Origin of the sequence: Streptococcus mitis NCTC 12261, from assembly GCF_000148585.2 — a bacterium.
In the GTDB taxonomy this organism is placed as follows: Bacteria; Bacillota; Bacilli; order Lactobacillales; family Streptococcaceae; genus Streptococcus; species Streptococcus mitis.
Window position 1 is genome coordinate 591705 of the sequence record NZ_CP028414.1, and the last position, 26849, is coordinate 618553.

Sequence of the window (26849 nt, forward strand, 5' to 3'; positions counted from 1 at the left end):
TCTTCGAAAATCAAATTCAAACCACGTCAGCGTCGCCTTACCGTACTCAAGTACAGCCTGCGGCTAGCTTCCTAGTTTGCTCTTTGATTTTCATTGAGTATAAGATTATAAGTGAAGGAGTGTGACATGAAAAAGTGGTGGAAAGAGCTGATAGATAAGCCCTTATTAAAAGCTTTTTTGCATTATTATCAAGCATCAGATAGTGAGTTGACCAGTGTCGCAGTAGCCTACTATTGGTTGATTTCGATTTTCCCCCTGCTTTTGGTGGTGGTTAATATCCTCCCTTATTTTCGGATTCCAGTTTCTAATTTTTTAAAGGTTGTCAATGAATTTTTGCCCGATACCATGTATGATGTGGTTGCAAAGATTATTACAGAAGTGCTGACCCAACCGTCAACAGGCTTATTGAGTTTTGCGGTTTTGTCAGCTCTATGGACCTTTTCAAAATCCATGAATTTCCTACAGAAAGCCTTTAATAAAGCTTACGGAGTAGCTAAAAATCGTGGAATGATTTCCCATCAGCTTATGAGTTTGTTTGTCAGTTTTGGCTTGCAGATTCTCTTTGCTTTAGCCCTCTTTCTCAGTGTCTTTGGTCGCATGCTTCTCAACCTTATCAAGAGCTACTGGAAATCGGATAGTCCTATCTTTGATTATCTGCAAGACCTAACAGGCCCCTTGGTCTATGCCTTGATTTTTGCAATCTTGGTCATGCTTTATTACTTCCTGCCTAATGTTAAGGTCCTACGAATTCGCTCTGTATTACCAGGTAGTGCCTTTGTCATGCTGACTCTGGTCTTACTGCTCAATATCTTTTCAGTCTATATTAACAATTATGTCAATCGCCTAGTAGACGTGCGTTTTTTCAGTTCCGTCGTCGTGGTGGTCATGATGTTCTGGTTTATTCTCATCGCTAAGATTTTGATTGTCGGCGCGGTTATCAATGCCAGTGTTCAGAGCTTGAAAGATCCGAGCTTGAGAATAAATTAACTCAATTTTTATCCATAGCAAAACGCATACTATCAAGTTTTTATAATGCCTGATAATATGCGTTTTTTCATTATGAAATTAATAGATAAACATGGCATCGCCAAAACTAAAGAAGCGGTAGTGTTCTTGGATAGCATGGTGGTAGGCATCTAAGACTAATTCGCGACCTGCAAAGGCAGAAACCAACATGACCAGAGTTGATTTTGGAAGGTGGAAGTTGGTTGAGAAGGCATCCACGACCTTCCACTCATACCCAGGTTTGATAAAGATATTGGTCCAGCCAGAATCTGCTTGGATTTGCCCATCAAACTTGGAACCAATAGTTTCCAAGGTGCGGATAGAAGTGGTTCCGACAGCGATGACGCGACCACTATTTTCCTTGACAGATCGAAGGGTGGCAGCAGCCTCCTCAGAAAGCTGGTAGAATTCTGAGTGCATTTCGTGTTCGTCCAGATTGTCGACTGAAACAGGTCTAAAGGTTCCAAGCCCGACATGAAGAGTCAGATAGACTAGATGAACACCTTTAGCTTGGATTTCTGCCAGCAGTTCTTTAGTGAAGTGTAGTCCAGCAGTTGGTGCTGCAGCAGAGCCACTTTCCTTGGCGTAGACGGTTTGATAGCGTTCACGGTCATCCAATTTTTCGTGGATATAAGGTGGCAGAGGCATTTCTCCTAGACTTTCCAAAACTTCTAGGAAAATTCCTTGGTACTCAAAGCGGACAATGCGGCCCCCGTGAGTCAATTCTTCCGTAACAACAGCGCTGAGACGGCCATCACCAAAGCTGACACGAGTACCGACCTTGAGGCGTTTGGCAGGTTTAGCCAGAACTTCCCACTCATCTCCAGCAGTATTTTTGAGCAGGAGAAGTTCCACATGACCTCCAGTTTCTTCCTTTTGACCATAGAGGCGGGCTGGGAGAACTCGGGTGTCGTTCATGACAAGGGCATCGCCAGGTTCCAGCATATACAATAATAGAGTGGAAGTGTTTATCCTGCATTTCTCCCGTCTCACGGTTGACGATGAGGAGTTTAGAGGCGTCCCGTTTTTCAAGAGGCGTTTGGGCAATCAATTCCTCAGGCAAGTGGAAATCAAAATCAGCTGTATTCATATATCTGTTCATTCTTTCTAAGTTCTAATCTTATCCATTATAACATGTTTCAAGTATAGTCGCTCTTTTTTTGAAAATTAAATCGTTTTCACTTGACAAAAATTGGTCTATACCATATAATAAATATAGATTGAAACGGAGGATAAAAAGATGAAAGTTATTAAAGTTGAAAACCAAATCGAAGGTGGAAAAGTTGCTTTTGAGATTTTGAAGGAAAAAATGGCCAACGGCGCTAAAACCCTAGGACTTGGGACTGGAAGTAGCCCACTTGAATTTTACAAGGAAATTGTTGAGAGTGACCTTGATTTTTCAAATTTAACCAGTGTCAACCTTGATGAGTATGTAGGCCTTGATGGGGACAACCCACAGTCTTATCGTTACTTCATGCAAGAAAACTTGTTTAACCAAAAACCCATTTAAAGAAAGTTTCTTACCTCGTGGAGTTAAGGACAATGCTGAAGCTGAAGTTGAACGCTACAACCAAATTTTGGCTGACCATCCAGTTGACCTCCAAATCTTGGGAATCGGTCGCAATGGACATATCGGATTTAATGAACCCGGTACTCCATTTGACAGTCAAACTCACCTTGTAGAACTTGACAAGTCTACTATCGAAGCAAACGCACGTTTCTTTGACAAGATTGAAGACGTCCCAACCCAAGCCATTTCAATGGGGATTAAAAATATCTTGGATGCCAAGTCAATCCTTCTATTTGCTTATGGTGAGTCGAAAGCAGAAGCCATTGCAGGAACAGTGTCTGGCCCAGTGACTGAGAACCTACCAGCAAGTAGCCTCCAAAATCACCCTGATGTGACCATCATTGCAGATGCTGAAGCGCTCAGCTTGTTAGAAAAATAAAAAAATGAACTCTTTCAGTTTCTCTATTTAATTGATTCTTTCAAGACTTGTATAACTTGTATAAATGGAAGAAAAAATCAAAATTAAACCGGATTTTTTCTTGACAATTATTCCTTTTACGTGTAAAATAGAATAGATCTTGAACTTGAAGGGAGTGAAAAAAATGTCTAAAACAGTAGTACGTAAGAATGAATCTCTTGACGACGCACTTCGTCGTTTCAAACGTGCGGTTACTAAAGCTGGTACTCTTCAAGAAACACGCAAACGTGAATTCTATGAAAAACCTTCTGTAAAACGTAAACGTAAATCAGAAGCAGCTCGTAAACGTAAAAAATTCTAATTAGAAATGAAAGGCTGGAGAAATCTAGTCTTTTTTCTTTTAATACTCTTCGAAAATCAAATTCAAACCATGTCAACGTCGCCTTGCCGTAGGTATATGTAACTGACTTCGTCAGTCTTATCTGTTACCTCAAAACAGTGTTTTGAGCAACCTGCGGCTAGTTTCCTAGTTTGCTCTTTGATTTTCATTGAGTATAAATAAATACTTCAAAGCCTGCAAAAATCTGAAACTTCTAAGGACAATTTGATATAATAGTAAAAAGAACTCGATTGAAGGAGGAAATGATGTCGGTTTTAGTAAAAGAAGTGATTGAAAAGCTTAGACTAGACATTGTCTATGGCGAACCAGAATTACTTGAAAAGGAAATTAATACCGCGGACATTACGCGACCTGGTCTTGAAATGACGGGCTATTTTGACTATTATACGCCTGAGCGGATTCAACTTTTGGGAATGAAGGAGTGGTCCTATCTCGTTTCGATGTCCTCTCACAACCGTTACCAAGTCTTGAAAAAAATGTTTCTACCTGAGACACCTGCGGTTATTGTTGCTCGTGGTTTGGTGGTTCCTGAGGAGATGCTAAAGGCAGCTAGAGAATGTAAGATTGCTATTTTAACTAGCCGTACGGCGACCAGTCGATTGTCTGGAGAGTTATCTAGCTATTTGGATTCTCGTTTGGCAGAACGTACCAGTGTGCACGGTGTCTTGATGGATATCTATGGTATGGGTGTCTTGATTCAGGGCGATAGTGGAATTGGTAAAAGTGAGACAGGTCTAGAGCTTGTCAAACGTGGTCACCGCTTGGTAGCTGATGACCGTGTCGATATCTTTGCCAAGGATGAGATTACTCTTTGGGGTGAACCAGCTGAAATCTTGAAACACTTGATTGAAATTCGTGGGGTTGGGATTATCGATGTTATGAGCCTCTACGGTGCGAGTGCGGTCAAGGATTCTTCACAAGTCCAGCTGGCTGTTTACTTGGAAAATTATGATACGCATAAGACCTTTGATCGCCTTGGAAACAATGCAGAGGAAATAGAAATTTCTGGCGTAGGCATTCCTCGTATCCGCATTCCAGTTAAAACAGGTCGTAATATCTCTGTCGTGATTGAGGCTGCTGCCATGAATTATCGTGCCAAGGAAATGGGCTTTGATGCGACGCGTTTGTTCGAAGAACGCTTGACAAATCTTATTGCTCAAAACGAGGTGCCTAATGCTTGATCCAATTGCTATTCATCTAGGCCCTCTAGCCATTCGTTGGTATGCCTTGTGTATTGTGACAGGCTTGATTCTTGCGGTTTATTTGACCATGAAAGAAGCGCCTAGAAAGAAAATTATACCAGACGATATTTTAGATTTTATCTTGATAGCCTTTCCTCTGGCTATTTTAGGAGCTCGTCTCTACTATGTCATTTTCCGTTTTGATTACTATAGTCAGAACTTGGGAGAAATTTTTGCCATTTGGAATGGTGGTTTGGCCATTTACGGTGGTTTGATAACTGGGGCTCTTGTACTCTATATTTTTGCTGATCGTAAACTCATCAATACTTGGGATTTTCTAGATATTGCGGCGCCTAGCGTCATGATTGCCCAAAGTTTGGGGCGCTGGGGCAATTTCTTTAACCAAGAAGCTTATGGTGCAGCAGTGGATAATCTGGATTATCTACCTGGCTTTATCCGTGACCAGATGTATATTGAGGGGAGCTACCGTCAGCCGACCTTCCTTTATGAGTCTTTATGGAATCTACTTGGATTTGCCTTGATTCTGATATTCAGACGAAAATGGAAGAGTCTTAGACGAGGTCATATCACTGCTTTCTATTTGATTTGGTATGGTTTCGGTCGTATGGTCATCGAAGGTATGCGGACAGATAGTCTCATGTTCTTTGGTCTTCGAGTGTCTCAATGGCTATCAGTTGTCCTTATCGGTCTTGGTATTTTTATCATTCTATATCAAAATCGAAAGAAGGCCCCTTACTATATTTCAGAGGAGGAAAACTAAATGTTAGAAGTTGCATATATTCTTGTAGCCCTTGCTTTGATTGTATTTTTAGTGTATTTAATCATTACTGTACAAAAGCTTGGACGTGTTATCGATGAAACAGAGAAGACGATTAAAACCTTGACTTCAGATGTGGATGTGACCTTGCATCATACCAATGAATTGCTGGCTAAGGTCAATGTCTTGGCAGATGATATCAATGTCAAGGTGGCAACGATTGATCCACTCTTTAGTGCAGTGGCAGATTTATCTCTATCTGTTTCAGACCTCAATGACCATGCGCGTGTCTTGAGCAAGAAAGCTTCTTCAGCTGGTTCAAAAACACTTAAGACTGGTGCAAGTTTGTCAGCTCTTCGTGTAGCAAGTAAATTTTTCAAAAAATAAAAAAGGAGAATTCTTATGGGTAAACTATCCTCAATCCTTTTAGGAACCGTTTCAGGTGCAGCTCTCGCCTTGTTTTTAACAAGCGACAAGGGCAAACAAGTTTGCAGTCAGGCTCAAGATTTTCTAGATGATTTGAGAGAAGATCCTGAGTATGCCAAGGAGCAGGTCTGTGAAAAACTGACAGAAGTCAAGGAGCAGGCTACAGATTTTGTTCTTAAAACTAAAGAACAGGTTGAGTCAGGTGAAATCACTGTGGACAGTGTCCTTTCTCAAGCCAAATCATGTGTTCGTCAAGCGACAGAAGCATCAAAAGATCAATTCAATAATCTCAAGGAGCAATGGCAAGAAAAGGCTGAAACTCTTGATGAATCAGAAGAGATTGTTATTGACATAACAGAAGAATAAACCATCACCATCTCTGGACGGACTATGTATCTGGGGATGGTGATTTTTTTCTCGTAGCCGGTCTTTGTGGTATAATAATTACTATGCAGAAAAAACCAACGTCAGCCTATGTGCACATCCCGTTTTGTACCCAGATTTGTTATTATTGTGACTTTTCAAAAGTTTTTATCAAGAATCAGCCGGTAGATAGTTATTTGGAACATCTGTTAGAAGAGTTTCAATCTTATGATATTCAAAAGTTGAGAACCCTCTATATCGGTGGTGGCACACCGACAGCTTTGTCAGCTTCTCAACTGGAGGTGTTATTGAAGGGCTTGACTAAAAACTTGGACTTGTCTTTCTTAGAAGAGTTGACCATTGAAGCCAATCCAGGCGACTTGGATGCAGATAAGATAGCTGTTTTGAAAAACTCGGCTGTCAATCGTGTTTCGCTAGGTGTGCAAACCTTTGACGACAAAATGCTGAAAAAGATTGGGCGCAGTCATTTGGAGAAGGATATTTATGAAAATATCGACCGCCTGAAACTGGCTGGTTTTGACAACATCTCCATTGATTTGATTTATGCGCTGCCTGGCCAGACCATGGAGCAGGTCAAGGAAAATGTGGCTAAGGCCATTGGGCTGGATATTCCCCATATGAGTTTGTATAGCTTGATTTTGGAAAATCATACGGTCTTTATGAACCGTATGCGACGAGGGAAATTGCCTCTGCCTAAGGAGGAACTGGAAGCTGAGATGTTTGAGTACATCATTGCAGAGCTGGAGCGAGCTGGTTTTGAGCATTATGAGATTTCCAATTTCTCAAAGCCTGGTTTTGAAAGTCGCCACAACCTCATGTACTGGGACAATGCTGAATACTATGGCATCGGTGCTGGGGCATCTGGTTATGTCAATGGGGTGCGCTATAAGAATCATGGTCCCATTCGTCATTATCTAAATGCGGTTGAGGAAGGCAATGCGCGCATCACAGAAGAGCACCTGAGTCAAAAGGAGCAAATGGAAGAAGAAATGTTCCTGGGGCTTCGCAAGAAATCAGGAGTCTCCATGGCGCGATTTGAGGAAAAATTTGGAAGATCTTTTGATGGACTTTATGGAGAAATTGTCAGAGAATTGGTTCAACAAGGTCTCATGCAAATAGATGGTGACCGAGTTCGTATGACAAAAAGAGGTCTCTTTTTAGGAGACACCGTAGCAGAACGATTTATTTTGGAGTAGATGATGGGCTTAACTTATCGAATGAAAATGAAAATTCCTTTTGATATGGCTGATATGAACGGTCATATCAAGCTTCCAGATGTGATTTTGCTATCCCTTCAAGTTTCAGGGATGCAGTCGATTGAGTTAGGAGTTAGTGATAAGGCCATTTTGGAAGAGCATAATCTGGTCTGGATTATCACAGAATACGATATTGAGGTGGTTCGTTTGCCTCGTTTTGCGGAAGAAATTACCATCGAAACGGAAGCTTTGAGCTACAATCGGCTCTTTTGCTACCGTCGCTTTAACATTTATGATGAAGCAGGTCAGGAACTCATCCACATGATGGCGACCTTTGTTCTCATGGACCGCGACAGTCGAAAAGTCCATGCTGTCGAACCTGAGATTGTGGCTCCGTATCAGTCTGATTTTGATAAAAAGCTTATCCGTGGGCCAAAGTATGAGTCTTTGGAAGAACCATTCAGCAAGGATTACCATGTTCGTTTTTACGACTTGGATATGAATGGTCATGTTAATAACAGTAAGTATCTGGACTGGATTTTTGAGGTTATGGGAGCGGATTTTTTGACCCAATATATTCCCAAGAAAATCAACCTCAAGTATGTCAAGGAAGTTAGACCAGGTGGGGTGATTACATCGGCTGTTGAACGGACTGGACTGGAAAGCAAGCATGAGATTACAAGCGACGGGGCTACCAATGCCCAAGCTATCATCACTTGGCAAGAAATGAAGAAGGATTAGAGAAAAATATGAAGTATAAAGGCTATTTAATTGATTTAGACGGAACCATTTATAAGGGGAAAGATCGAATTCCAGCAGGAGAGGCTTTTGTCCACGAATTGCAAAAGCGAGACATCCCCTATCTCTTTGTGACTAACAATACAACCCGCACTCCAGAGAGTGTTCAGGAGATGTTGGCTCAGAATTTTAATATTGATACTCCTCTATCGACTGTCTACACAGCGACTTTGGCGACTATCGACTATATGAACGACTTGGGACTTGAAAAGACAGTCTATGTCATCGGAGAAGCAGGACTCAAGGAAGCCATCAAGGCGGCTGGTTATGTGGAAGACAAGGATAATCCTGCCTATGTGGTAGTAGGCCTGGACTGGCAAGTTGACTATGAAAAATTTGCGACAGCAACTCTAGCTATCCAAAAGGGTGCTCACTTTATCGGAACCAACCCTGACCTTAACATTCCAACAGAACGCGGTCTTTTGCCAGGTGCTGGTTCACTGATTACGCTGCTTGAAGTGGCAACACGAGTGAAGCCTGTTTATATCGGGAAACCAAATGCTATCATTATGGACAAGGCGGTTGAGCACTTAGGCTTGGAACGTGAAGAGTTGATTATGGTTGGGGACAACTATCTGACAGATATTCGGGCTGGGATTGACAACGGCATTCCAACGCTCTTGGTGACAACAGGTTTTACCAAGGCAGAAGAAGTGGCAGACCTACCAATTGCACCGACTCATGTGGTTTCTAGCCTTGCGGAGTGGGATTTTGATGAAAACTAAACTGACCTTTTGGAGCTCTATGCTCTTTCTTCTCTCCCTCTCAATCCTTCTGACTATCTATCTGGCTTGGATTTTTTATCCGCTGGAAATTCAGTGGTTAAGTTTAACGGATCGGGTCTATTTAAAACCAGAAACCATTCAGTACAACTTTCATATCTTGATGAATTATCTGACCAATCCATTTAGTCAGGTCCTAGAGATGCCAGATTTTCGTTCGTCAGCTGCTGGGCTACACCATTTTGCAGTGGTCAAGAACCTCTTTCACCTGGTTCAGCTAGTAGCTTTAGTGACACTGCCAAGTTTTTACGTCTTTGTCAATAGGATTGTGAAAAAGGGCTTTTTATCTCTATTTAGTAAAGGGCTTCTGACTCTAGTGGTTTTGCCTTTGCTGATTGGCCTTGGAGGAGTGTTGATTGGTTTTGACCAATTCTTTACCCTTTTCCATCAAATTCTCTTTGTGGGAGATGATACTTGGCTTTTTGATCCAGCCAAGGATCCAGTGATTCTGATTTTACCAGAGACTTTCTTCCTTCATGCCTTCCTCCTCTTTTTTGCCCTCTATGAAAGCTTCTTTGGTTTTCTATACCTGAAAAGCCGTAGGAAGTGAAACGAAAGATATTCTTATTTTGCATAAATCAATTAGGTATGTGATTCGAAACTATTGTCAAGAATGAATTAATCAAATCTAAAAAGAGTTAATCGTTCGCAAACAGTCTATTTTTCTTGAAAAAATAGGCTTTTTTTTCTAAAAATCTCTAGTCAAGCGCTTTATTTTTTTGTATAATAGAAGTAGCAAAGTATAGATAAGAAGAGAAAAGCATGATTACACTATTTCTATCACCGAGCTGTACTTCATGTCGTAAGGCAAAGGCCTGGTTAGAAAAACATAAGGTTCCCTTTGAGGAACACAATATTATGACCAGTCCTTTAACAAGAAAAGAATTGCAACACATCCTTTCCTTGACCGAAAATGGTACTGATGACATCATTTCAACTCGTTCAAAAATTTTTCAAAAATTAGATATTGATGTAGAAAGTATTTCGGTATCAGAATTGCTTCATTTGATTGAGCAGTATCCAAGTCTTTTGCGTCGTCCAATTATTATCGATGCCAAACGTATGCAGATCGGTTTTAATGAAGATGAGATTCGTGCTTTTCTCCCTCGTAGTTACCGTAAGCAAGAACTAAAAGAAGCAAGAATGAGAGCTGGTATTAGTTAATGAACAAACAGTATAGTTACCCACTAGATTTGTCGTGGAGCACTGAAGAACTTGCTTCAGTGCTTTCTTTTTTTAATGATGTTGAAGCTGCCTATGAAGGCAAGGTAGAGGCTAAAAAGTTACTGGACTCCTATAAGGGATTCAAAGCGGTCGTGCCAAGCAAGAGCGAAGAAAAACGTTTGGGACGAGAATTTGAAACAGTTAGTGGCTATTCGCTTTATCGAGCAGTTCAGACTGCCAAGGAAAAAGGGGAAGGGAAGATTTCTCTTGGAAAGTAAATTTGAATTTGCTAAAGAGCTTGTCAATAAGGCGGGTCAGTACATTCTTGACCATATGCAGGAAGACTTGTGTGTTGAAACCAAGTCCTCTCCAACAGATTTGGTGACCAGACTGGACAAGGAAGTTCAGGAACTCTTGGTTAGTGAGATTTTGTCTCGTTATCCTGAGGATAAGATTTGTGCTGAAGAAGGGTGTCTGCGAGCCTCGGTTAAAGAGGGTAAGGTTTGGGTCATTGATCCCATCGATGGGACCAATAATTTTGTGGCCCAGCAGGAAGATTTTGCTGTCATGATGGCTTATTTTGAAAATGGTCAGGGACAGTTTGGTCTGATTTATGATGTGGTCAAAGGGGATTGTTACCACGGTGGTGGGGAATTTCCAGTTTGTCTAAATGATAGGCCCCTAGCTCCCTTTAAAGCAAAACCACTTGGAGATTTCCTTATTGCAGGGAATAGTGGTATGCTGGAAACCAATGAATGGGGTCTGGCTGATTTGGGTCGAGCGGTCCTCGGTGTACGTGTCTATGGGAGTGCGGCCATTAGTTTTGCCAAGATTTTGTCAGGGCGTTTGTTGACCTATGTCACCTATCTGCAACCATGGGATTATGCCGCTGCAAGTATTTTAGGGGAAAGTCTGGGCTATCGGGTTGTGACCCTATCTGGTCAACCGCTTGATTTTCAAACCAGACAACCGGTCATGATGTTACCTCTTGAGATGCAGGAGGAAATTCAGTCCTATATTTACGAAAGGAAAAGAACTTAGATGCAATTTCCAGAAGGATTTGTTGAAAAATATGAAGAGATATTAGGAGATGAGGCAAGAGATTTTCTTGCCTCTTTTGAGGAGGAAGCGGTTTCGGCTTTTCGGATCAATCCTTTAAAAGAAGCGACAGTTTCCTTTCCTGATGCCATTCCTCAAACTCCTTGGGGCCACTATGGGAAGGTTTCAGGGAAATCGCCTGAGCATGCTACAGGGTTGGTTTATTCGCAAGAACCCGCTGCTCAGATGGTTGCTCAGGTAGCCCAGCCCAGCCCTGGTATGAAGGTCTTGGATTTGGCAGCTGCACCGGGTGGTAAATCAACTCAATTAGCAGCCTATCTAGCAGGGGAGGGTCTCCTTGTTTCCAATGAAATTTCAAGCAAACGGGCTAAGATTTTAGTAGAAAACATGGAGCGCTTTGGAGCGACAAATGTTGTGGTGACCAATGAATCTGCTGACCGTTTGGCCAAGGTTTTTAAGGGCTATTTTGACCTCATTGTCCTTGATGCCCCTTGCTCTGGTGAAGGGATGTTCCGTAAGCAACCAGATGCTATGGACTATTGGAGTCTTGATTATCCTAGTCAATGTGCTAGCTTGCAAAGAGAAATTCTAGCGGATGCGGTAACCATGCTAGCTGAAGGTGGTCGTCTGGTTTATTCGACCTGTACCTGGGCACCCGAGGAAAACGAAGAGATCGTCAATTGGTTGCTGGAAGAGTATGATTTTGACTTGTTACCAGTTGATCATATCAATGGAATGGTAGCTGGTATTGACCTGCCAGAAACGGCTCGTATGTACCCACATCATTTTAAGGGAGAGGGGCAGTTTGTAGCTCATCTACAGTTTAAGGGTGACAATCCAGCTCCTAAATTTAAGGCAAGTAAGAGCAATCTCAGCCGAGAACAAGTTGTCTTGTGGCAGGAATTTGCCCAAAACCACTTGATAGTTAATCTACCGGGTATCTTGCAGACTTTTGGTGACCAACTCTATCTCCTGCCAGAACTTTTGCCAGATTTAGGGAAACTCAAGATTGCTCGGAATGGCCTGCATCTAGGCACTTTTAAGAAGAAACGCTTTGAGCCTAGTTTTGCTCTTGGTCTAGCCTTGAAACCGAGTCAGGTCAAGCAGTCTGTTGAAATTGATCAAGAAGCGTTTGTAAAGTATGTCGCTGGAGAAACCGTTCAGCTGGCAGAAAGTCTGCCAAATGGTTGGTACCAAGTTTTGGTTAAAGGTAATGGCTTGGGCTTTGCTAAGGTGACTGGAAATGTTTTGAAAAATTATTTTCCTAAAGGCCTCAGATTCAAGAGAAAATGCTAGTCAAAGTAGCTTGTCTATGTTATAGTGGAAGTATGGATTTTTTTCAAATTGTCTTTCATTTTAAGTCAAAATTGGTGGGCAAGGTAACTGAGCAAATGACTAGTAAAACTAAGCAAAGAACTTCAGTTGGCTCCCAATTTTCAAAAGAAAAACATAAATAAATAGTTGAAAAAATTCACAGCATTCACCATTATTTTCAAGGAGAAAAACAGTGAAAAAAAGGAAAAAACTCGCTCTATCCCTTGCGGCTCTTTTGCTAGCAGGTTCTTTGGCGGGATGTGCTAGCTGGATTGATCGTGGGGAATCCATGACAGCTGTTGGTTCAACGGCTCTTCAGCCTTTGGTCGAAGCAGCAGCAGATGAATTTGGCTCTCTGCACGTTGGGAAAACAGTCAACGTCCAAGGTGGAGGATCTGGTACAGGTCTGTCTCAGGTTCAGTCTGGAGCCGTTGATGTAGGAAATTCAGACGTATTTGCCGAGGAAAAAGACGGTATCAACGCATCAGCTCTAGTAGATCACAAGGTTGCTGTAGCGGGCTTGGCAGTGATTGTGAACAAGGAAGTTGATGTTGAAAATCTGACAACTGAACAACTCCGTAGCATCTTCACAGGTCAAGTGACCAACTGGAAAGAAGTCGGTGGGAAAGACCTAGCCATTTCCATTATCAACCGTGCGGCAAGTTCAGGTTCACGTGCAACCTTTGATAGTGTTATCATGGATGGTCAATCGGCCGTGCAGAGTCAAGAACAGGATTCAAATGGGATGGTCAAAAACATTGTTTCCCAGACACCAGGAGCCATTTCTTACCTAGCCTTTGCCTATGTGGATGACTCGGTGAAACGCATGAAGTTGAACGGCTATGAGCCGATTGCAGAAAATGTTACAAGCAATAACTGGCCTTTGTGGTCTTATGAACACATGTACACCCTAGGTCAACCAAATGAATTGGTGGCAGAATTCCTCAACTTTGTCCTCTCTGATGAAGCGCAAAGTGGAATCGTTAAGGGAATGGGCTATATTTCTGTCAAGGAAATGAAGGTTGAAAAAGATGCTGTAGGAACGGTGACAGCACTAGAAGGGAGTCACTAATGAATCAAGAAGAATTAGCTAAAAAATTACTTTCTCCCTCAAAGAACTCTCGTCTAGAGAAATTAGGAAAAGGCTTGACCTTTGCCTGTCTGTCTTTGATTGTTATCATCGTGGCTATGATTTTGATTTTCGTAGCCCAAAAAGGTTTGTCTACCTTCTTTGTAAATGGGGTTAATATCTTTGATTTCCTCTTTGGCCAAACTTGGAATCCTTCAGGTAAACAATTTGGTGCCCTTCCTATGATTTTGGGTTCCTTTATTGTCACAATCCTATCAGCACTTATCGCAACTCCTTTTGCCATTGGTGCGGCAGTCTTTATGACGGAGGTCTCACCAAAAGGTGCTAGAATCTTGCAACCAGCCATTGAATTGCTGGTCGGGATTCCTTCAGTTGTGTATGGATTTATTGGTTTGCAGGTCGTAGTTCCTTTTGTCCGTAGTATCTTTGGTGGAACTGGTTTTGGGATTCTGTCAGGGATTTTTGTTCTCTTTGTCATGATTTTACCGACGGTAACCTTTATGACAACCGATAGCTTGCGTGCGGTGCCTCGTCATTATCGTGAAGCTAGTTTGGCTATGGGGGCCACTCGCTGGCAAACCATCTGGCGCGTGACCTTGAAGGCAGCGCGTTCAGGGATTTTTACAGCAGTGGTCTTTGGGATGGCGCGTGCCTTTGGTGAAGCTCTAGCCATTCAGATGGTGGTCGGAAACTCAGCCGTAGTCCCAACTTCACTAACAACACCTGCTGCGACCTTGACCTCTGTTTTGACCATGGGTATCGGAAATACTGTTATGGGAACCGTTGACAATAACGTTCTCTGGTCACTGGCCTTAGTCTTGCTTTTGATGAGTTTGGCCTTCAACAGTGTGATTAAATTGATTACGAAAGAAAGAGGAAAGAAAAACTATGCACGCTAAGAAATTAGATAAAATTGCAACAGCTGTCCTCTACTCAATTGCAGGAATTATCGTTGCCATCTTGGCATCCTTGATTCTTTATATCTTGGTTCGTGGTTTGCCCCACATCTCTTGGTCTTTCTTGACTGGCAAATCATCTTCTTACCAAGCAGGCGGAGGGATTGGAATTCAGCTCTATAATTCCTTCTTCCTTTTGGTTATTACCTTGATTATCTCTGTTCCCTTGTCTATGGGGGCTGGGATTTTCCTAGCTGAATATGCTAAAAAAGGTCCTGTGACCAATTTTGTCAGAACCTGTATTGAAATCTTGTCTTCACTGCCATCAGTGGTTGTGGGTCTCTTTGGTTACTTGATCTTTGTAGTTCAGTTTGAGTATGGATTTTCAATTATTTCAGGTGCCTTGGCCTTGACAGTCTTTAACTTGCCTCAGATGACTCGAAATGTTGAGGACAGCTTGAAACACGTTCACCATACGCAACGTGAGGCTGGTTTGGCCCTTGGGATTTCTCGTTGGGAGACAGTGGTCCATGTGGTCATTCCAGAAGCTCTTCCAGGTATTGTGACTGGGGTCGTCTTAGCTTCTGGTCGTATCTTTGGTGAGGCTGCTGCTTTGATTTATACAGCAGGACAATCCGCTCCAGCCCTGGACTGGTCAAACTGGAACATTCTCAGTGTGACTAGCCCAATCTCAATCTTCCGTCAAGCAGAAACCTTGGCTGTCCACATTTGGAAAGTCAACAGTGAAGGTACCATTCCTGATGGAACTATCGTATCAGCAGGTTCTGCGGCCGTGCTCCTCATCTTTATCCTCATCTTTAACTTTGGAGCCCGCAAACTCGGAAGCTATCTACATAAGAAATTAACCGCTGCCTAAAGGAGAAGCCATGTCAAAATATAATTGGGATGAAAAGTATATCATCACCTTTCCTGAAGAGAAAGTGGCCCTCTCTACTAAGGATTTACATGTTTACTACGGTAAAAAAGAATCCATCAAGGGCATCGATATGCAATTTGAAAAAAATAAAATTACGGCCTTAATTGGCCCTTCTGGTTCAGGGAAATCAACCTACCTCCGCAGTCTCAACCGTATGAATGATACCATTGATATTGCTAAGGTCACAGGTCAAATCCTCTATCAAGGAATTGATGTCAACCGCCCAGAAATCAATGTTTATGAGATGCGTAAGCATATTGGAATGGTCTTCCAACGACCAAATCCCTTTGCCAAGTCTATCTACCGTAACATCACTTTTGCCCATGAACGTGCAGGAGTTAAGGACAAGCAAGTCTTGGATGAAATTGTGGAAACCTCTCTCCGTCAGGCTGCCCTTTGGGACCAGGTCAAAGACGATTTGCACAAGTCAGCCTTGACCCTATCTGGTGGTCAGCAACAACGTCTCTGTATCGCTCGTGCTATCTCTGTTAAACCAGATATTCTCTTGATGGATGAGCCAGCGTCAGCCTTGGATCCGATTGCGACAGCTCAGCTGGAAGAAACCATGTTGGAATTGAAGAAAGATTTCACCATAATCATCGTGACCCACAGCATGCAGCAGGCTGCGCGTGCTAGTGATTACACAGGATTTTTCTACTTGGGTGACTTGATCGAGTACGATAAGACCTCTAATATTTTCCAAAATGCCAAACTACAGTCAACCAATGACTACGTAACAGGACACTTTGGATAGAAAGGAAACAGTATGACAGAAGCGATTTTACAGGTGTCAGACCTGTCCGTTTACTACAATCAAAAAAAGGCCTTGAATAGTGTTTCCCTATCTTTCCAACCCAAGGAAATTACAGCCTTGATCGGTCCATCTGGATCAGGGAAATCAACCCTCCTAAAGGCTATCAACCGCATGGGGGATCTTAATCCAGAGGTAACCACAACTGGTTCAGTGGTTTATAACGGCCACAACATTTACAGCCCGCGTACAGATACAGTTGAATTGCGGAAGGAAATCGGTATGGTTTTCCAACAACCAAACCCCTTCCCTATGTCTATCTACGAAAATGTTGTTTACGGGCTTCGTATCAATGGAGTGAAGGACAAGCAGGTTCTAGATGAGGCGGTTGAAAAAGCCTTGCAACGAGCTTCTATCTGGGATGAGGTCAAGGATCGCCTGCATGATTCAGCTATCGGGCTTTCAGGCGGACAACAGCAACGTGTCTGCGTTGCCCGTGTCTTGGCAACTAGTCCTAAAATCATTCTCTTGGATGAACCGACTTCAGCTCTGGACCCTATCTCGGCTGGTAAGATTGAGGAAACCTTGTATGCTCTAAAAGATAAATACACCATGCTCTTGGTTACGCGTTCCATGCAACAAGCCTCTCGTATCTCTGACAAGACAGGATTTTTCCTAGATGGAGATTTGATTGAGTTTAACGATACTAAGAAGATGTTCCTCAACCCACAACACAAGGAAACAGAAGATTATATTTCAGGAAAATTTGGATAAGGAGATAAATGATGTTACGTTCTCAATTTGAAGAAGATTTGGAGAAATTGCACAACCAGTTCTATGCAATGGGACAAGAAGTGCTATCCCAAATCAATCGGACAGTGCGTGCCTTTGTTACGCATGACCGTGATTTGGCCAAGGAAGTCATCGAAGACGATGCAGAAGTGAACGAATACGAAGTGAAATTGGAAAAGAAATCATTTGAAATGATTGCCCTTCAACAACCCGTTTCTCAGGACTTGCGTACTGTTTTGACAGTCTTGAAGGCTGTATCTGACTTGGAACGTATGGGTGACCATGCCGTTTCCATTGCCAAGGCGGCAATTCGTATGAAGGGGGAGCAACGCATCCCAGCTGTTGAAGAAGAAATAAAGAGAATGGGTCGCGATGTCAAGAACTTCGTCGAAGCAGCCCTTGAACTCTATCTCAATGGTTCAGTAGATCAGGCCTATGAAGTAGCAGCAATGGATGAAAAAATCAACCATTACTTTGATAGCATTCGTGACTTGGCTACAGAAGAAATCAAGAAAAATCCTGATGCCATTGTTACAGGTCGTGATTATTTCCAAGTGATTGCCTTCTTGGAACGTATTGGAGACTATGCCAAGAATATCTGTGAATGGGTTGTTTACTTTGAAACAGGTAAGATTGTCGAACTATAAAATAGAGTCATTCTGTATAAAAAGGAGCTTGAAATCAATAGATAGCTCCTTTTTTGAATGAAAAAAATATTTTTAAGATAAAAATTCAAAAAAACACTTGACAAGCAACTTGGATAGAGTTATAATTATACAAAATTAACAGAGAGGTCGTTTATTTATGAAATCGAAAAAATGGATATTTGTTTTATGTAGCTTTCTTGCAAGTTTCTTCTTAGTGGCTTGCCAGTCGGGTTCTAATGGTTCTCAGTCAGCTGTTGAGGCCATTAAGCAAAAGGGGAAATTAGTTGTGGCGACTAGTCCTGACTATGCACCTTTTGAATTCCAATCCTTAGTTGACGGGAAAAATCAGGTAGTCGGTGCGGATATTGATATGGCCCAAGCTATCGCTGATGAACTTGGGGTGAAATTGGAAATCTCAAGCATGAGTTTTGACAATGTTTTGACCAGTCTTCAAACTGGGAAGGCTGACCTAGCAGTTGCAGGAATTAGTGCTACTGATGAGAGAAAAGAAGTCTTTGATTTTTCAATCCCTTACTATGAAAACAAGATTAGTTTCTTGGTTCGTAAGTCTGATGTAGAAAAATACAAGGATTTAACTAGCCTTGAAAGTGCTAATATTGCAGCCCAAAAAGGGACTGTTCCAGAAGCTATGGTCAAGGAACAATTGCCAAAAGCTCAATTGACTTCCCTAACCAATATGGGTGAAGCTGTCAATGAATTGCAGGCTGGAAAAGTAGATGCTGTTCACATGGATGAGCCTGTTGCCCTTAGCTATGCTGCTAAAAACGCCGACTTAGCTGTCGCAACTGTCAGCTTGAAGATGAAGGACGGCGAAGCTAATGCAGTTGCCCTTAGAAAAAATAGTGCTGATTTAAAAGAAGTGGTGGACAAGGTCATCCAAAAACTCAAGGATGACGGTACCTACCAAAAATATCTTGAAAAAGCGGCAACCTTAACAGAAGTTGAAGAATAATACTCAATGAAAATCAAAGAGCAAACTAGGAAGCTAGCCGCAAGCTGTACTTGAGTACGGTAAGGCGACGCTGACGTGGTTTGAATTTGATTTTCGAAGAGTATAAGAAAAAAGCAGAGTTGGAAGTCAATCCAATTCTGCTTTTAAATAGTCTAAAACATTTTCCAGATTGTCTAAGGACACCTTGGCAAATTGATAAGGACAGGTGCTTAAATAGGCCTCTTCAAAGAAGTCTAAGCCCAGTTGACTGTGTTTGAGACTGGCGATTTTAGGATACTGTCTGAGATCAAGTAATAAACCATCGTGTAGGGGAAAGTGAGGAAGGGGACAAGGAGTGTTATCTAGTCTTTCCTCGATTTGTTTTTGGTAGTCTTCCTGATTGGATAAGCGAGCTAGCCGATTTTTCTCAAATAATTGACTGTCAATATAGAGTGACAGGGCCTTTTGCATGATGAGGTTGCTGTCGTAGTCTAGGATATTTTTGTAGGCCACAAAGGCTTCCTTGATAGCATTTGGAAGGATGAGTGCTGTTATCCGCAGGGCTGGAAAGAGGCTGGTTGAGAAGGACTTTATGTAAATGACGCGCTTCTCTGTATCCTGATAGTGGAAGGTCTGGCCCTTCTTGGAGTCCAAATCCCCCAGATAGTCGTCCTCTACGATATAGACACCATACTTGGCAGCTAAGTCAAGAATAGCTCGTTTGTCCTGCTCTGAATAGGAATGTCCCAGAGGATAGTGAAATCGAGGAATGGTATAGAAAAACTTAATTTTTCCTGTTTTGAAGTGACCTTCCAGCTCCTCCAAGTCAATCCCATCAATGCCTCGTTCAATCGTTTGATAGTCCAATCCCTGAGCAATCAAGAGGCGATTCATCCGATGGTAGGTCGGCTGTTCCACCAAGATTTCCTTGGCTTGACTAGGAAAGGAAATTTGAGAAAGGATAAAAAGGGCTTGTTGGGTTCCAGAAGTCAGTACCAGTTGGTCAGCCTTGCAGTAGAGGGCTTGGTCAAAGAGGAGTTTATGAATGGATTGTCTTAAGTCTTCTAATCCTTCTTGGTTGTCATAGTAGTTGAAGAGGTAGTTTTCCCGGCCAATCAAGGTTTCATTGACACAGAGTCGGAAATCGTCATAGGCACTGGCATGTTCGTCAGTGACTTCGATTTCTAGATCCTGGTGTTGCCCTTGTTCTAGGACATAGTAGCCACTCTGGGGCTTGGCATAGAGGTATTGTTCGTGCCGTAATTCCAGAAGGGCTCTCTGAATGGTGTCCTTGCTACAATGAAAGTCAAGGCTCAGTTGACGGATAGAAGGCAGTCGGCTACCCGTTGGAAAGCGTCCAGACTCGATACTATTTTTTAGATAAGCTACGACCTCTTGGTACTTGCTTTGTTTCTTCATTCCAGACCTCCCTTGATTTTGTTACATTGTACCCTTTTTTTTCTTTCTTGGCAATGTCTAGGGTGTTTCTCTCGTTCACATCTAGGGGCAAATGTGGTATACTTAGGAGTAACATTTATAGAATAATACTCTTCGAAAATCTCTTCAAACCACGTCAGCTTCGCCTTGCCGTATATATGTAGTTCTATCTACAACTTCAAAGCAGTGCTTTGAGCAACCTGCGGCTCGCTTCCTAGTTTGCTTTTTGATTTTCATTGAGTATAACAGACAAGAAAGTGAATGGATAAGAACGTGCAGGAACCAGTGAAATTATTTCAATACAATACCCTTGGAGCCTTGATGGCTGGCCTTTATGGTGGTACCATGACAGTAGGAGAATTGCTAGAGCATGGTGACCTTGGTTTGGGAACCTTGGATTCCATTGATGGGGAATTGATTGTCTTGGATGGCAAGGCTTATCAGGCCAAAGGATCAGGAGAGCAACCAGAAATTGTAGAAGTATCACCAGATGCTCTCATTCCTTATGCAGCAGTAGTACCGCATCAAGCAGAGGTCATTTTCCGCCAGCGGTTTGAGATGACAGACAAGGAATTGGAAGAGCGAATCGAGTCTTATTATGACGGGGAAAATCTTTTCCGCTCTATCAAGATTCGTGGGGAATTTTCACATATGCATGTGCGTATGATTCCCAAGTCGACACCAGAGACCAAGTTTGCTGATGTCGCAACCCATCAACCTGAATATCGTCGTGACAATGTGGTGGGAACCATCGTTGGTTTCTGGACGCCAGAGATTTTCCATGGAGTCAGTGTGGCAGGCTATCATCTACACTTCATCTCAGATGATTTGACCTTCGGTGGGCATGTCATGGACTTTGTCATCAAGGAAGGGATTATCGAGGTGGGAGCGGTTGACCAGTTGGACCAACGTTTTCCAGTCCAAGATCGTCAATACTTGTTTGCTAAGTTCAATGTTGACGAGATGAAAAAAGATATTGAAAAGGCGGAATAGGAGAAGAAAATGACCATTCATATCATTATTACCATGTTGCTGTTGCTGGCTTTCTTGATAGGAAGCATTTGGTATGCCAAAAAGAAACACCAGATTAATCTAGCTGTCTTGGGCTTGGGGGCTGTTGCCTTCTTTGTCTCTTCACAGATTTTGGAAAAACTGGTGCATATCTTGGTTTTACATCCTCAAAAAGACGGTAGTATTGCCCTCTTACAAGACCATCCGCTTGTCTATATCATCTATGGCCTAGCCATGGCAGCATTTTTTGAGGAAACGGCTCGTCTTATTTTCTTCAAATGGTTGGAGAAAAAGAGAAGTTTGGAAAAGGCAGATGCCTTGGCTTATGGATTGGGGCATGGTGGCTTGGAGTTGATTTTCCTAGGTCTTACTAGTTTGATTAATCTCTACATCGTTCTCTCAGCAGTTCAAACTCAGAATCCACAGGTCATGCAATTGCTGTCTGAAAATATGTTAAAAACCATTCAGTCACTTTCTGTCTGGCAGATTTATTTGCTTGGTTTTGAGCGAATTTTGGCTCTAGGTTTCCAATTGCTTTTGACTGTTTGGGTTTACCAAGCTGTTCGCCAGAAGAAATGGATTTATCTCCTAGCAGCCTATGGCCTACATGCCTTCTTTGACCTGGCACCATCTCTAGCCCAAGTTGGCTGGCTTACAAGTCCAGTCTTAGTTGAAGTCATTCTACTAGTTGAACTGATCCTAGTTGCCTATGGAACCAAGGCTATCTTTTGCAAAAAATCATAAGAAAAAGGGGGAAACCTCTTTTTTTGTTTAAAATAAGCCCAAGATTTTTTTAGGGTCGTCAAATGGTCTTAAAAATGGTATAATGGAATGAATTTTGTAAAAGGAAGAGTGTCATGTCAGTAAAAGAAAACATGCTTGAAATCTTAGAAGGGATTGATATCCGTTTCAAAGAACCCTTGCATAGCTATAGTTATACAAAAGTAGGTGGAGAGGCCGATTATTTGGTCTTTCCACGAAATCGTTTTGAGTTGGCGCGCGTTGTCAAATTTGCCAATCAAGAAAATATCCCTTGGATGGTGCTGGGAAATGCTAGCAACATCATTGTTCGTGATGGTGGGATTCGTGGATTTGTTATCTTGTGTGACAAGCTCAATCATGTTTCCGTTGATGGCTATACCATCGAAGCTGAGGCTGGTGCTAACTTGATTGAAACAACTCGCATTGCCCTCCGTCATAGTTTGACTGGTTTTGAGTTTGCTTGTGGTATTCCTGGAAGTGTCGGTGGTGCTGTCTTTATGAATGCGGGTGCCTATGGTGGCGAGATTGCCCACATCTTACAGTCTTGTAAAATTTTGACCAAGGATGGAGAAATCGAGACCCTATCTGTCAAGGACTTGGCTTTTGGTTACCGCCATTCAGCCATTCAGGAGTCTGGTGCAGTTGTCTTATCAGCTAAATTTGCCCTAGCCCCAGGAAGCCATCCGGTTATCAAGCAAGAAATGGATCGCTTGACGCATCTACGTGAACTCAAGCAACCTTTAGAATATCCATCTTGTGGTTCGGTCTTTAAGCGTCCAGTAGGGCATTTTGCAGGTCAGTTAATTTCTGAAGCTGGCTTGAAAGGCTATCGTATTGGTGGAGTAGAAGTCTCAGAAAAACACGCAGGTTTTATGATCAATGTCGCTGATGGAACGGCTAAAGACTACGAGGACTTGATTGAGTCTGTTATCGAAAAAGTCAAGGAACACTCTGGCGTTACTCTTGAGAGAGAAGTTCGTATCTTGGGTGAAAGCAAGTAGGAAGCTGTAGTTGAAAAGCTGCTGCTATGTCATGGAAAGGGGGTGAAAGCCTATCGTCAGTGCAGAAGAATGTAGGCAGTTCAATCTCCTACGCGAGGTAGTAGCGGCCTGACAGAGCCCTGATCTGTTAATCTATGAAAAAGAAGGAATAAATGACAATTGAAAAAACCAATTATTGAATTCAAAAACGTCTCTAAAGTTTTTGAAGACAGCAACACCAAGGTTCTCAAAGATATCAACTTTGAGTTGGAAGAAGGGAAGTTCTATACTCTTCTAGGCGCGTCTGGTTCAGGGAAATCAACTATCCTTAACATCATTGCAGGTTTACTGGATGCTACGACTGGAGATATTTTGCTGGACGGTGTTCGTATCAACGACATCCCAACCAACAAGCGAGACGTCCATACGGTCTTCCAATCCTATGCCTTGTTTCCACATATGAATGTGTTTGAAAATGTTGCCTTTCCACTCCGCTTGCGTAAAATTGACAAGAAAGAAATCGAGAAACGCGTAGCGGAAGTTCTCAAGATGGTTCAGTTAGAAGGTTACGAAAAACGTTCCATCCGTAAACTCTCTGGAGGACAACGTCAGCGTGTGGCTATTGCACGTGCCATCATCAACCAACCTCGTGTGGTTTTGTTGGACGAGCCTTTGTCAGCGTTGGACTTAAAATTACGAACAGACATGCAGTACGAACTGCGTGAACTGCAACAACGATTGGGAATCACCTTTGTTTTTGTTACTCACGATCAGGAAGAAGCTTTGGCTATGAGTGACTGGATTTTTGTTATGAACGATGGTGAGATTGTCCAGTCAGGAACACCTGTGGACATCTACGACGAGCCAATTAACCACTTTGTTGCCACCTTTATCGGTGAGTCAAATATCTTGCCAGGAACCATGATTGAGGACTACTTGGTTGAGTTTAACGGCAAACGCTTTGAAGCGGTCGATGGTGGGATGAAGCCAAATGAACCTGTTGAGGTTGTTATTCGTCCAGAAGACTTGCGGATTACCCTTCCTGAAGAAGGCAAGCTCCAAGTTAAGGTCGATACCCAGCTTTTCCGTGGGGTTCACTATGAAATTATCGCCTATGACGAACTTGGAAATGAATGGATGATCCACTCGACTCGTAAGGCCATTGTTGGTGAGGAAATCGGTCTGGACTTTGAACCAGAAGACATCCACATCATGCGTCTCAATGAAACCGAAGAAGAGTTCGATGCTCGTATTGAGGAGTACGTAGAAATCGAAGAGCAAGAAGCAGGTCTGATCAATGCAATCGAGGAGGAAAGAGATGAAGAAAACAAGCTCTAAACTCTTTGTAGTGCCCTACATGCTTTGGATTGTACTCTTTGTCCTCGCACCCTTGGTCTTGATTTTCGGACAATCCTTTTTCAACATTGAAGGTCAGTTTAGTTTAGAAAATTATAAATCTTACTTTGCGTCACAAAACTTGACCTATCTTAAAATGAGTTTCAACTCAGTGCTTTATGCAGGGATTGTGACCTTTGTGACCCTGCTTATCAGTTATCCGACAGCCCTCTTTTTGACCCGTCTCAAACACCGTCAACTATGGCTTATGCTGATTATCCTGCCTACCTGGATCAATTTGCTCCTTAAAGCCTATGCCTTTATCGGAATTTTTGGTCAAAATGGCTCTATTAACCAATTTTTGGAATTTATCGGAATCGGTTCGCAACAGTTGCTCTTTACTGATTTCTCCTTTATTTTTGTCGCAAGCTACATCGAGCTCCCCTTTATGATTTTGCCCATTTTCAATGTCTTGGACGATATGGACAACAATCTCATCAATGCCAGCTATGACCTAGGTGCGACCAAGTGGGAAACCTTCCGCCATGTCATCTTCCCTTTATCGATGAATGGTGTGCGAAGTGGAGTTCAGTCTGTCTTTATCCCCAGCTTGAGCCTCTTCATGCTGACCCGTTTGATTGGTGGGAACCGTGTTATTACGCTGGGAACGGCTATTGAACAGAATTTCCTAACCAATGACAACTACGGTATGGGTTCAACCATCGGTGTAATTCTCATCTTGACCATGTTCATCACTATGTGGGTGACCAAGGAAAGGAGAGAACGATGAAAAAATTTGCCAACCTTTATCTGGGACTGGTCTTTCTTGTCCTCTACCTGCCAATCTTTTATCTGATTGGCTATGCCTTTAACGCAGGCAATGACATGAATAGCTTTACAGGCTTTAGCTTGAGCCATTTTAAAACTATGTTTGGCGATGGTCGCCTTATGTTGATTGTGACTCAGACCTTTTTCTTGGCCTTCCTGTCAGCCTTGATAGCGACCATTATCGGGACTTTTGGAGCTATTTATATCTACCAGTCTCGTAAGAAATACCAAGAAGCCTTTCTTTCACTCAATAATATCCTCATGGTTGCGCCTGATGTTATGATTGGTGCCAGCTTCTTGATTCTTTTTACTCAACTCAAGTTTTCACTTGGCTTTTTGACCGTTCTATCTAGTCACGTGGCCTTCTCGATTCCTATCGTGGTCTTGATGGTCCTGCCTCGTCTCAAGGAAATGAACGGTGACATGATTCATGCGGCCTATGACCTTGGTGCCAGTCAATTTCAGATGTTCAAGGAAATCATGCTTCCTTACCTGACACCGTCTATAATTGCAGGTTATTTCATGGCCTTCACCTATTCGCTAGATGACTTTGCCGTGACATTCTTTGTGACGGGAAATGGCTTTTCAACCCTGTCAGTCGAGATTTACTCTCGTGCTCGCAAGGGGATTTCGCTAGAAATCAATGCCCTGTCTGCCCTTGTCTTTCTCTTTAGTATTATCCTAGTTGTTGGTTATTACTTTATCTCACGTGAGAAGGAGGAGCAAGCATGAAAAAACTCTATTCATTTTTAGCAGGAATTGTAGCCATTATCCTCGTCTTATGGGGAATTGCGACGCATTTAGATAGTAAAATCAATAGCCGAGATAGTCAAAAACTGGTTATCTACAACTGGGGGGACTATATAGATCCTGAACTCTTGACTCAGTTCACAGAAGAAACAGGAATCCAAGTCCAGTACGAGACTTTTGACTCCAATGAAGCCATGTATACCAAGATCAAGCAGGGTGGAACGACCTACGATATTGCCATTCCTAGTGAATACATGATTAACAAGATGAAGGACGAAGACCTCTTGGTACCGCTTGATTATTCAAAACTTGAAGGTCTTGAAAATATCGGACCAGAGTTTCTCAACCAGTCCTTTGACCCAGGCAATAAATTCTCTATCCCTTACTTCTGGGGAACCTTAGGAATTGTCTACAATGAAACCATGGTAGATGAGGCTCCTGAGCATTGGGACGACCTCTGGAAACCAGAGTATAAGAACTCTATCATGCTCTTTGATGGGGCGCGTGAGGTATTGGGACTGGGGCTCAACTCCCTCGGCTACAGCCTCAACTCCAAGGATACCCAGCAGTTGGAAGAAACAGTGGATAAGCTCTATAAATTGACTCCAAATATCAAGGCTATTGTGGCGGATGAGATGAAGGGCTATATGATTCAGAACAACGCTGCTATCGGTGTGACCTTCTCAGGTGAAGCCAGCCAAATGCTAGAAAAAAATGAAAATCTACGCTATGTAGTACCGACTGAGGCCAGCAACCTTTGGTTTGACAATATGGTCATTCCCAAAACAGTCAAAAACCAAGACGCAGCCTATGCCTTTATCAACTTTATGTTGAAACCCGAAAATGCTCTTAAAAATGCGGAGTATGTCGGCTATTCAACACCAAACCTACCAGCTAAGGAACTACTCCCAGAGGAGAAAAAAGAAGACAAGGCCTTCTATCCAGATGCTGAAACCATGAAACACCTAGAAGTTTATGAGAAATTTGACCATAAATGGACGGGAAAATACAGCGACCTCTTCCTACAGTTTAAAATGTATCGGAAGTAGGAGATTAGCAGTCACGAAACGAATCAGTTAATCTGGTTCGTTTTTTTGAAAAAATAGAAATCATGGTATAATAGTTTTAGGCTGAGAGTTATTAGAATTGTTTATAGCATCTCTGAAAATTTAATTCTAAAGGAGTTCAAAATGAGTCAGACTACGCAAATGCATATATATATATATATATATATATATATATAACCTAATAAAAATATGTGAAAAA

29 protein-coding genes and 2 pseudogenes are annotated in these 26849 nt (G+C 42.3%); 29 read left to right on the plus strand and 2 right to left on the minus strand.

The window, feature by feature from the left end:
• The first annotated feature begins 126 nt into the window (after positions 1-126).
• Entirely contained in the window at positions 127-987 is an 861-nt protein-coding gene (locus tag SM12261_RS03230) for a YihY/virulence factor BrkB family protein (protein WP_078228296.1), read from the plus strand.
• Between the two features lie 78 nt (positions 988-1065).
• Here SM12261_RS03230 and queA read toward each other — a convergent pair.
• Positions 1066-2095: pseudogene (gene queA / locus SM12261_RS03235) on the minus strand (tRNA preQ1(34) S-adenosylmethionine ribosyltransferase-isomerase QueA).
• 150 nt (positions 2096-2245) lie between these two features.
• Between queA and SM12261_RS03240 the strand changes: the two are divergent.
• The 21 genes and pseudogenes from SM12261_RS03240 to SM12261_RS03340 all read left to right on the plus strand — a co-directional run bounded on the left by SM12261_RS03240 (position 2246) and on the right by SM12261_RS03340 (position 18501).
• Positions 2246-2954: pseudogene (locus SM12261_RS03240) on the plus strand (glucosamine-6-phosphate deaminase).
• 163 nt (positions 2955-3117) lie between these two features.
• Positions 3118-3294 (plus strand): 30S ribosomal protein S21, encoded by a 177-nt coding sequence (gene rpsU, locus SM12261_RS03245; RefSeq protein ID WP_000048054.1) that lies wholly within the window; start codon positions 3118-3120, stop codon positions 3292-3294.
• A 284-nt stretch (positions 3295-3578) separates the two neighbouring features.
• The gene (gene hprK, locus SM12261_RS03250; RefSeq protein ID WP_000115152.1) at positions 3579-4514 is read left to right on the plus strand and encodes an HPr(Ser) kinase/phosphatase; all 936 of its coding nucleotides are present in this window, start codon (positions 3579-3581) and stop codon (positions 4512-4514) included.
• The gene (gene lgt / locus SM12261_RS03255; protein WP_000886651.1) at positions 4507-5295 is read left to right on the plus strand and encodes a prolipoprotein diacylglyceryl transferase; all 789 of its coding nucleotides are present in this window, start codon (positions 4507-4509) and stop codon (positions 5293-5295) included. The genes hprK and lgt overlap by 8 nt, the downstream gene beginning before the upstream one ends.
• Complete coding sequence (locus tag SM12261_RS03260; protein ID WP_000895044.1) at positions 5296-5679, plus strand: DUF948 domain-containing protein; 384 nt, start codon at positions 5296-5298, stop codon at positions 5677-5679. It abuts the gene before it with no gap.
• 15 nt (positions 5680-5694) lie between these two features.
• Complete coding sequence (locus SM12261_RS03265; protein WP_000517384.1) at positions 5695-6084, plus strand: YtxH domain-containing protein; 390 nt, start codon at positions 5695-5697, stop codon at positions 6082-6084.
• Positions 6085-6167: 83 nt separating this feature from the next.
• Entirely contained in the window at positions 6168-7298 is a 1131-nt protein-coding gene (gene hemW / locus SM12261_RS03270) for a radical SAM family heme chaperone HemW (RefSeq protein ID WP_001170063.1), read from the plus strand.
• Between the two features lie 3 nt (positions 7299-7301).
• Positions 7302-8039: an acyl-[acyl-carrier-protein] thioesterase gene (locus SM12261_RS03275; protein WP_004238705.1), complete on the plus strand. Its 738-nt coding sequence runs from the start codon at positions 7302-7304 to the stop codon at positions 8037-8039.
• A gap of 8 nt (positions 8040-8047) precedes the next feature.
• A complete protein-coding gene (locus tag SM12261_RS03280; protein WP_078228289.1) occupies positions 8048-8821 on the plus strand; it encodes a TIGR01457 family HAD-type hydrolase in 774 nt (257 codons plus the stop codon).
• Positions 8811-9428 (plus strand): TIGR01906 family membrane protein, encoded by a 618-nt coding sequence (locus tag SM12261_RS03285; protein WP_000850641.1) that lies wholly within the window; start codon positions 8811-8813, stop codon positions 9426-9428. Before SM12261_RS03280 ends, SM12261_RS03285 begins: the two co-directional genes overlap by 11 nt.
• 212 nt (positions 9429-9640) lie before the next feature.
• Positions 9641-10042: a Spx/MgsR family RNA polymerase-binding regulatory protein gene (locus SM12261_RS03290; protein ID WP_000631254.1), complete on the plus strand. Its 402-nt coding sequence runs from the start codon at positions 9641-9643 to the stop codon at positions 10040-10042.
• Positions 10042-10320: a UPF0223 family protein gene (locus SM12261_RS03295; RefSeq protein ID WP_001041977.1), complete on the plus strand. Its 279-nt coding sequence runs from the start codon at positions 10042-10044 to the stop codon at positions 10318-10320. The genes SM12261_RS03290 and SM12261_RS03295 overlap by 1 nt, the downstream gene beginning before the upstream one ends.
• Positions 10310-11083, plus strand: a complete 774-nt coding sequence (locus SM12261_RS03300) for an inositol monophosphatase family protein (protein WP_000444054.1) — start codon at positions 10310-10312, stop codon at positions 11081-11083. Before SM12261_RS03295 ends, SM12261_RS03300 begins: the two co-directional genes overlap by 11 nt.
• Positions 11084-12397 (plus strand): RsmF rRNA methyltransferase first C-terminal domain-containing protein, encoded by a 1314-nt coding sequence (locus SM12261_RS03305; protein ID WP_001160245.1) that lies wholly within the window; start codon positions 11084-11086, stop codon positions 12395-12397.
• A 211-nt stretch (positions 12398-12608) separates the two neighbouring features.
• Entirely contained in the window at positions 12609-13487 is an 879-nt protein-coding gene (locus SM12261_RS03310; RefSeq protein ID WP_000746323.1) for a phosphate ABC transporter substrate-binding protein PstS family protein, read from the plus strand.
• The gene (gene pstC, locus SM12261_RS03315; protein ID WP_001070902.1) at positions 13487-14404 is read left to right on the plus strand and encodes a phosphate ABC transporter permease subunit PstC; all 918 of its coding nucleotides are present in this window, start codon (positions 13487-13489) and stop codon (positions 14402-14404) included. Before SM12261_RS03310 ends, pstC begins: the two co-directional genes overlap by 1 nt.
• On the plus strand, positions 14394-15278 hold the full coding sequence (pstA, locus tag SM12261_RS03320) for a phosphate ABC transporter permease PstA (protein ID WP_000543046.1): 885 nt from the start codon (positions 14394-14396) through the stop codon (positions 15276-15278). Before pstC ends, pstA begins: the two co-directional genes overlap by 11 nt.
• A 10-nt stretch (positions 15279-15288) precedes the next feature.
• Complete coding sequence (gene pstB / locus SM12261_RS03325; protein WP_000049857.1) at positions 15289-16092, plus strand: phosphate ABC transporter ATP-binding protein PstB; 804 nt, start codon at positions 15289-15291, stop codon at positions 16090-16092.
• Between the two features lie 12 nt (positions 16093-16104).
• Complete coding sequence (gene pstB / locus SM12261_RS03330; RefSeq protein WP_000133483.1) at positions 16105-16863, plus strand: phosphate ABC transporter ATP-binding protein PstB; 759 nt, start codon at positions 16105-16107, stop codon at positions 16861-16863.
• Positions 16864-16874: 11 nt separating this feature from the next.
• Positions 16875-17528: a phosphate signaling complex protein PhoU gene (gene phoU / locus SM12261_RS03335; RefSeq protein ID WP_000946458.1), complete on the plus strand. Its 654-nt coding sequence runs from the start codon at positions 16875-16877 to the stop codon at positions 17526-17528.
• 157 nt (positions 17529-17685) lie between these two features.
• Positions 17686-18501, plus strand: a complete 816-nt coding sequence (locus SM12261_RS03340; RefSeq protein WP_000837375.1) for an ABC transporter substrate-binding protein — start codon at positions 17686-17688, stop codon at positions 18499-18501.
• Between the two features lie 126 nt (positions 18502-18627).
• Here the strand turns inward: SM12261_RS03340 and SM12261_RS03350 are convergent, their stop codons facing one another.
• Entirely contained in the window at positions 18628-19899 is a 1272-nt protein-coding gene (locus SM12261_RS03350; RefSeq protein ID WP_000744843.1) for an aminotransferase-like domain-containing protein, read from the minus strand.
• A 279-nt stretch (positions 19900-20178) separates the two neighbouring features.
• Between SM12261_RS03350 and budA the strand changes: the two genes are divergently transcribed.
• The 7 genes from budA to SM12261_RS03385 all read left to right on the plus strand — a co-directional run bounded on the left by budA (position 20179) and on the right by SM12261_RS03385 (position 26632).
• A complete protein-coding gene (gene budA, locus SM12261_RS03355) occupies positions 20179-20910 on the plus strand; it encodes an acetolactate decarboxylase (RefSeq protein ID WP_000360315.1) in 732 nt (243 codons plus the stop codon).
• A 9-nt stretch (positions 20911-20919) separates the two neighbouring features.
• Positions 20920-21672, plus strand: coding sequence for a YhfC family intramembrane metalloprotease (locus SM12261_RS03360; protein WP_000152234.1), 753 nt, complete (start codon positions 20920-20922; stop codon positions 21670-21672).
• A 113-nt stretch (positions 21673-21785) separates the two neighbouring features.
• A complete protein-coding gene (gene murB, locus SM12261_RS03365) occupies positions 21786-22691 on the plus strand; it encodes a UDP-N-acetylmuramate dehydrogenase (RefSeq protein WP_000111599.1) in 906 nt (301 codons plus the stop codon).
• A gap of 159 nt (positions 22692-22850) precedes the next feature.
• A complete protein-coding gene (locus tag SM12261_RS03370) occupies positions 22851-24008 on the plus strand; it encodes an ABC transporter ATP-binding protein (protein WP_000742895.1) in 1158 nt (385 codons plus the stop codon).
• Positions 23989-24795, plus strand: coding sequence for an ABC transporter permease (locus SM12261_RS03375; protein WP_000753806.1), 807 nt, complete (start codon positions 23989-23991; stop codon positions 24793-24795). Before SM12261_RS03370 ends, SM12261_RS03375 begins: the two co-directional genes overlap by 20 nt.
• A complete protein-coding gene (locus tag SM12261_RS03380) occupies positions 24792-25565 on the plus strand; it encodes an ABC transporter permease (RefSeq protein ID WP_000712740.1) in 774 nt (257 codons plus the stop codon). Before SM12261_RS03375 ends, SM12261_RS03380 begins: the two co-directional genes overlap by 4 nt.
• Positions 25562-26632, plus strand: a complete 1071-nt coding sequence (locus SM12261_RS03385) for an ABC transporter substrate-binding protein (protein WP_000737964.1) — start codon at positions 25562-25564, stop codon at positions 26630-26632. The genes SM12261_RS03380 and SM12261_RS03385 overlap by 4 nt, the downstream gene beginning before the upstream one ends.
• Positions 26633-26849: the final 217 nt, after the last annotated feature.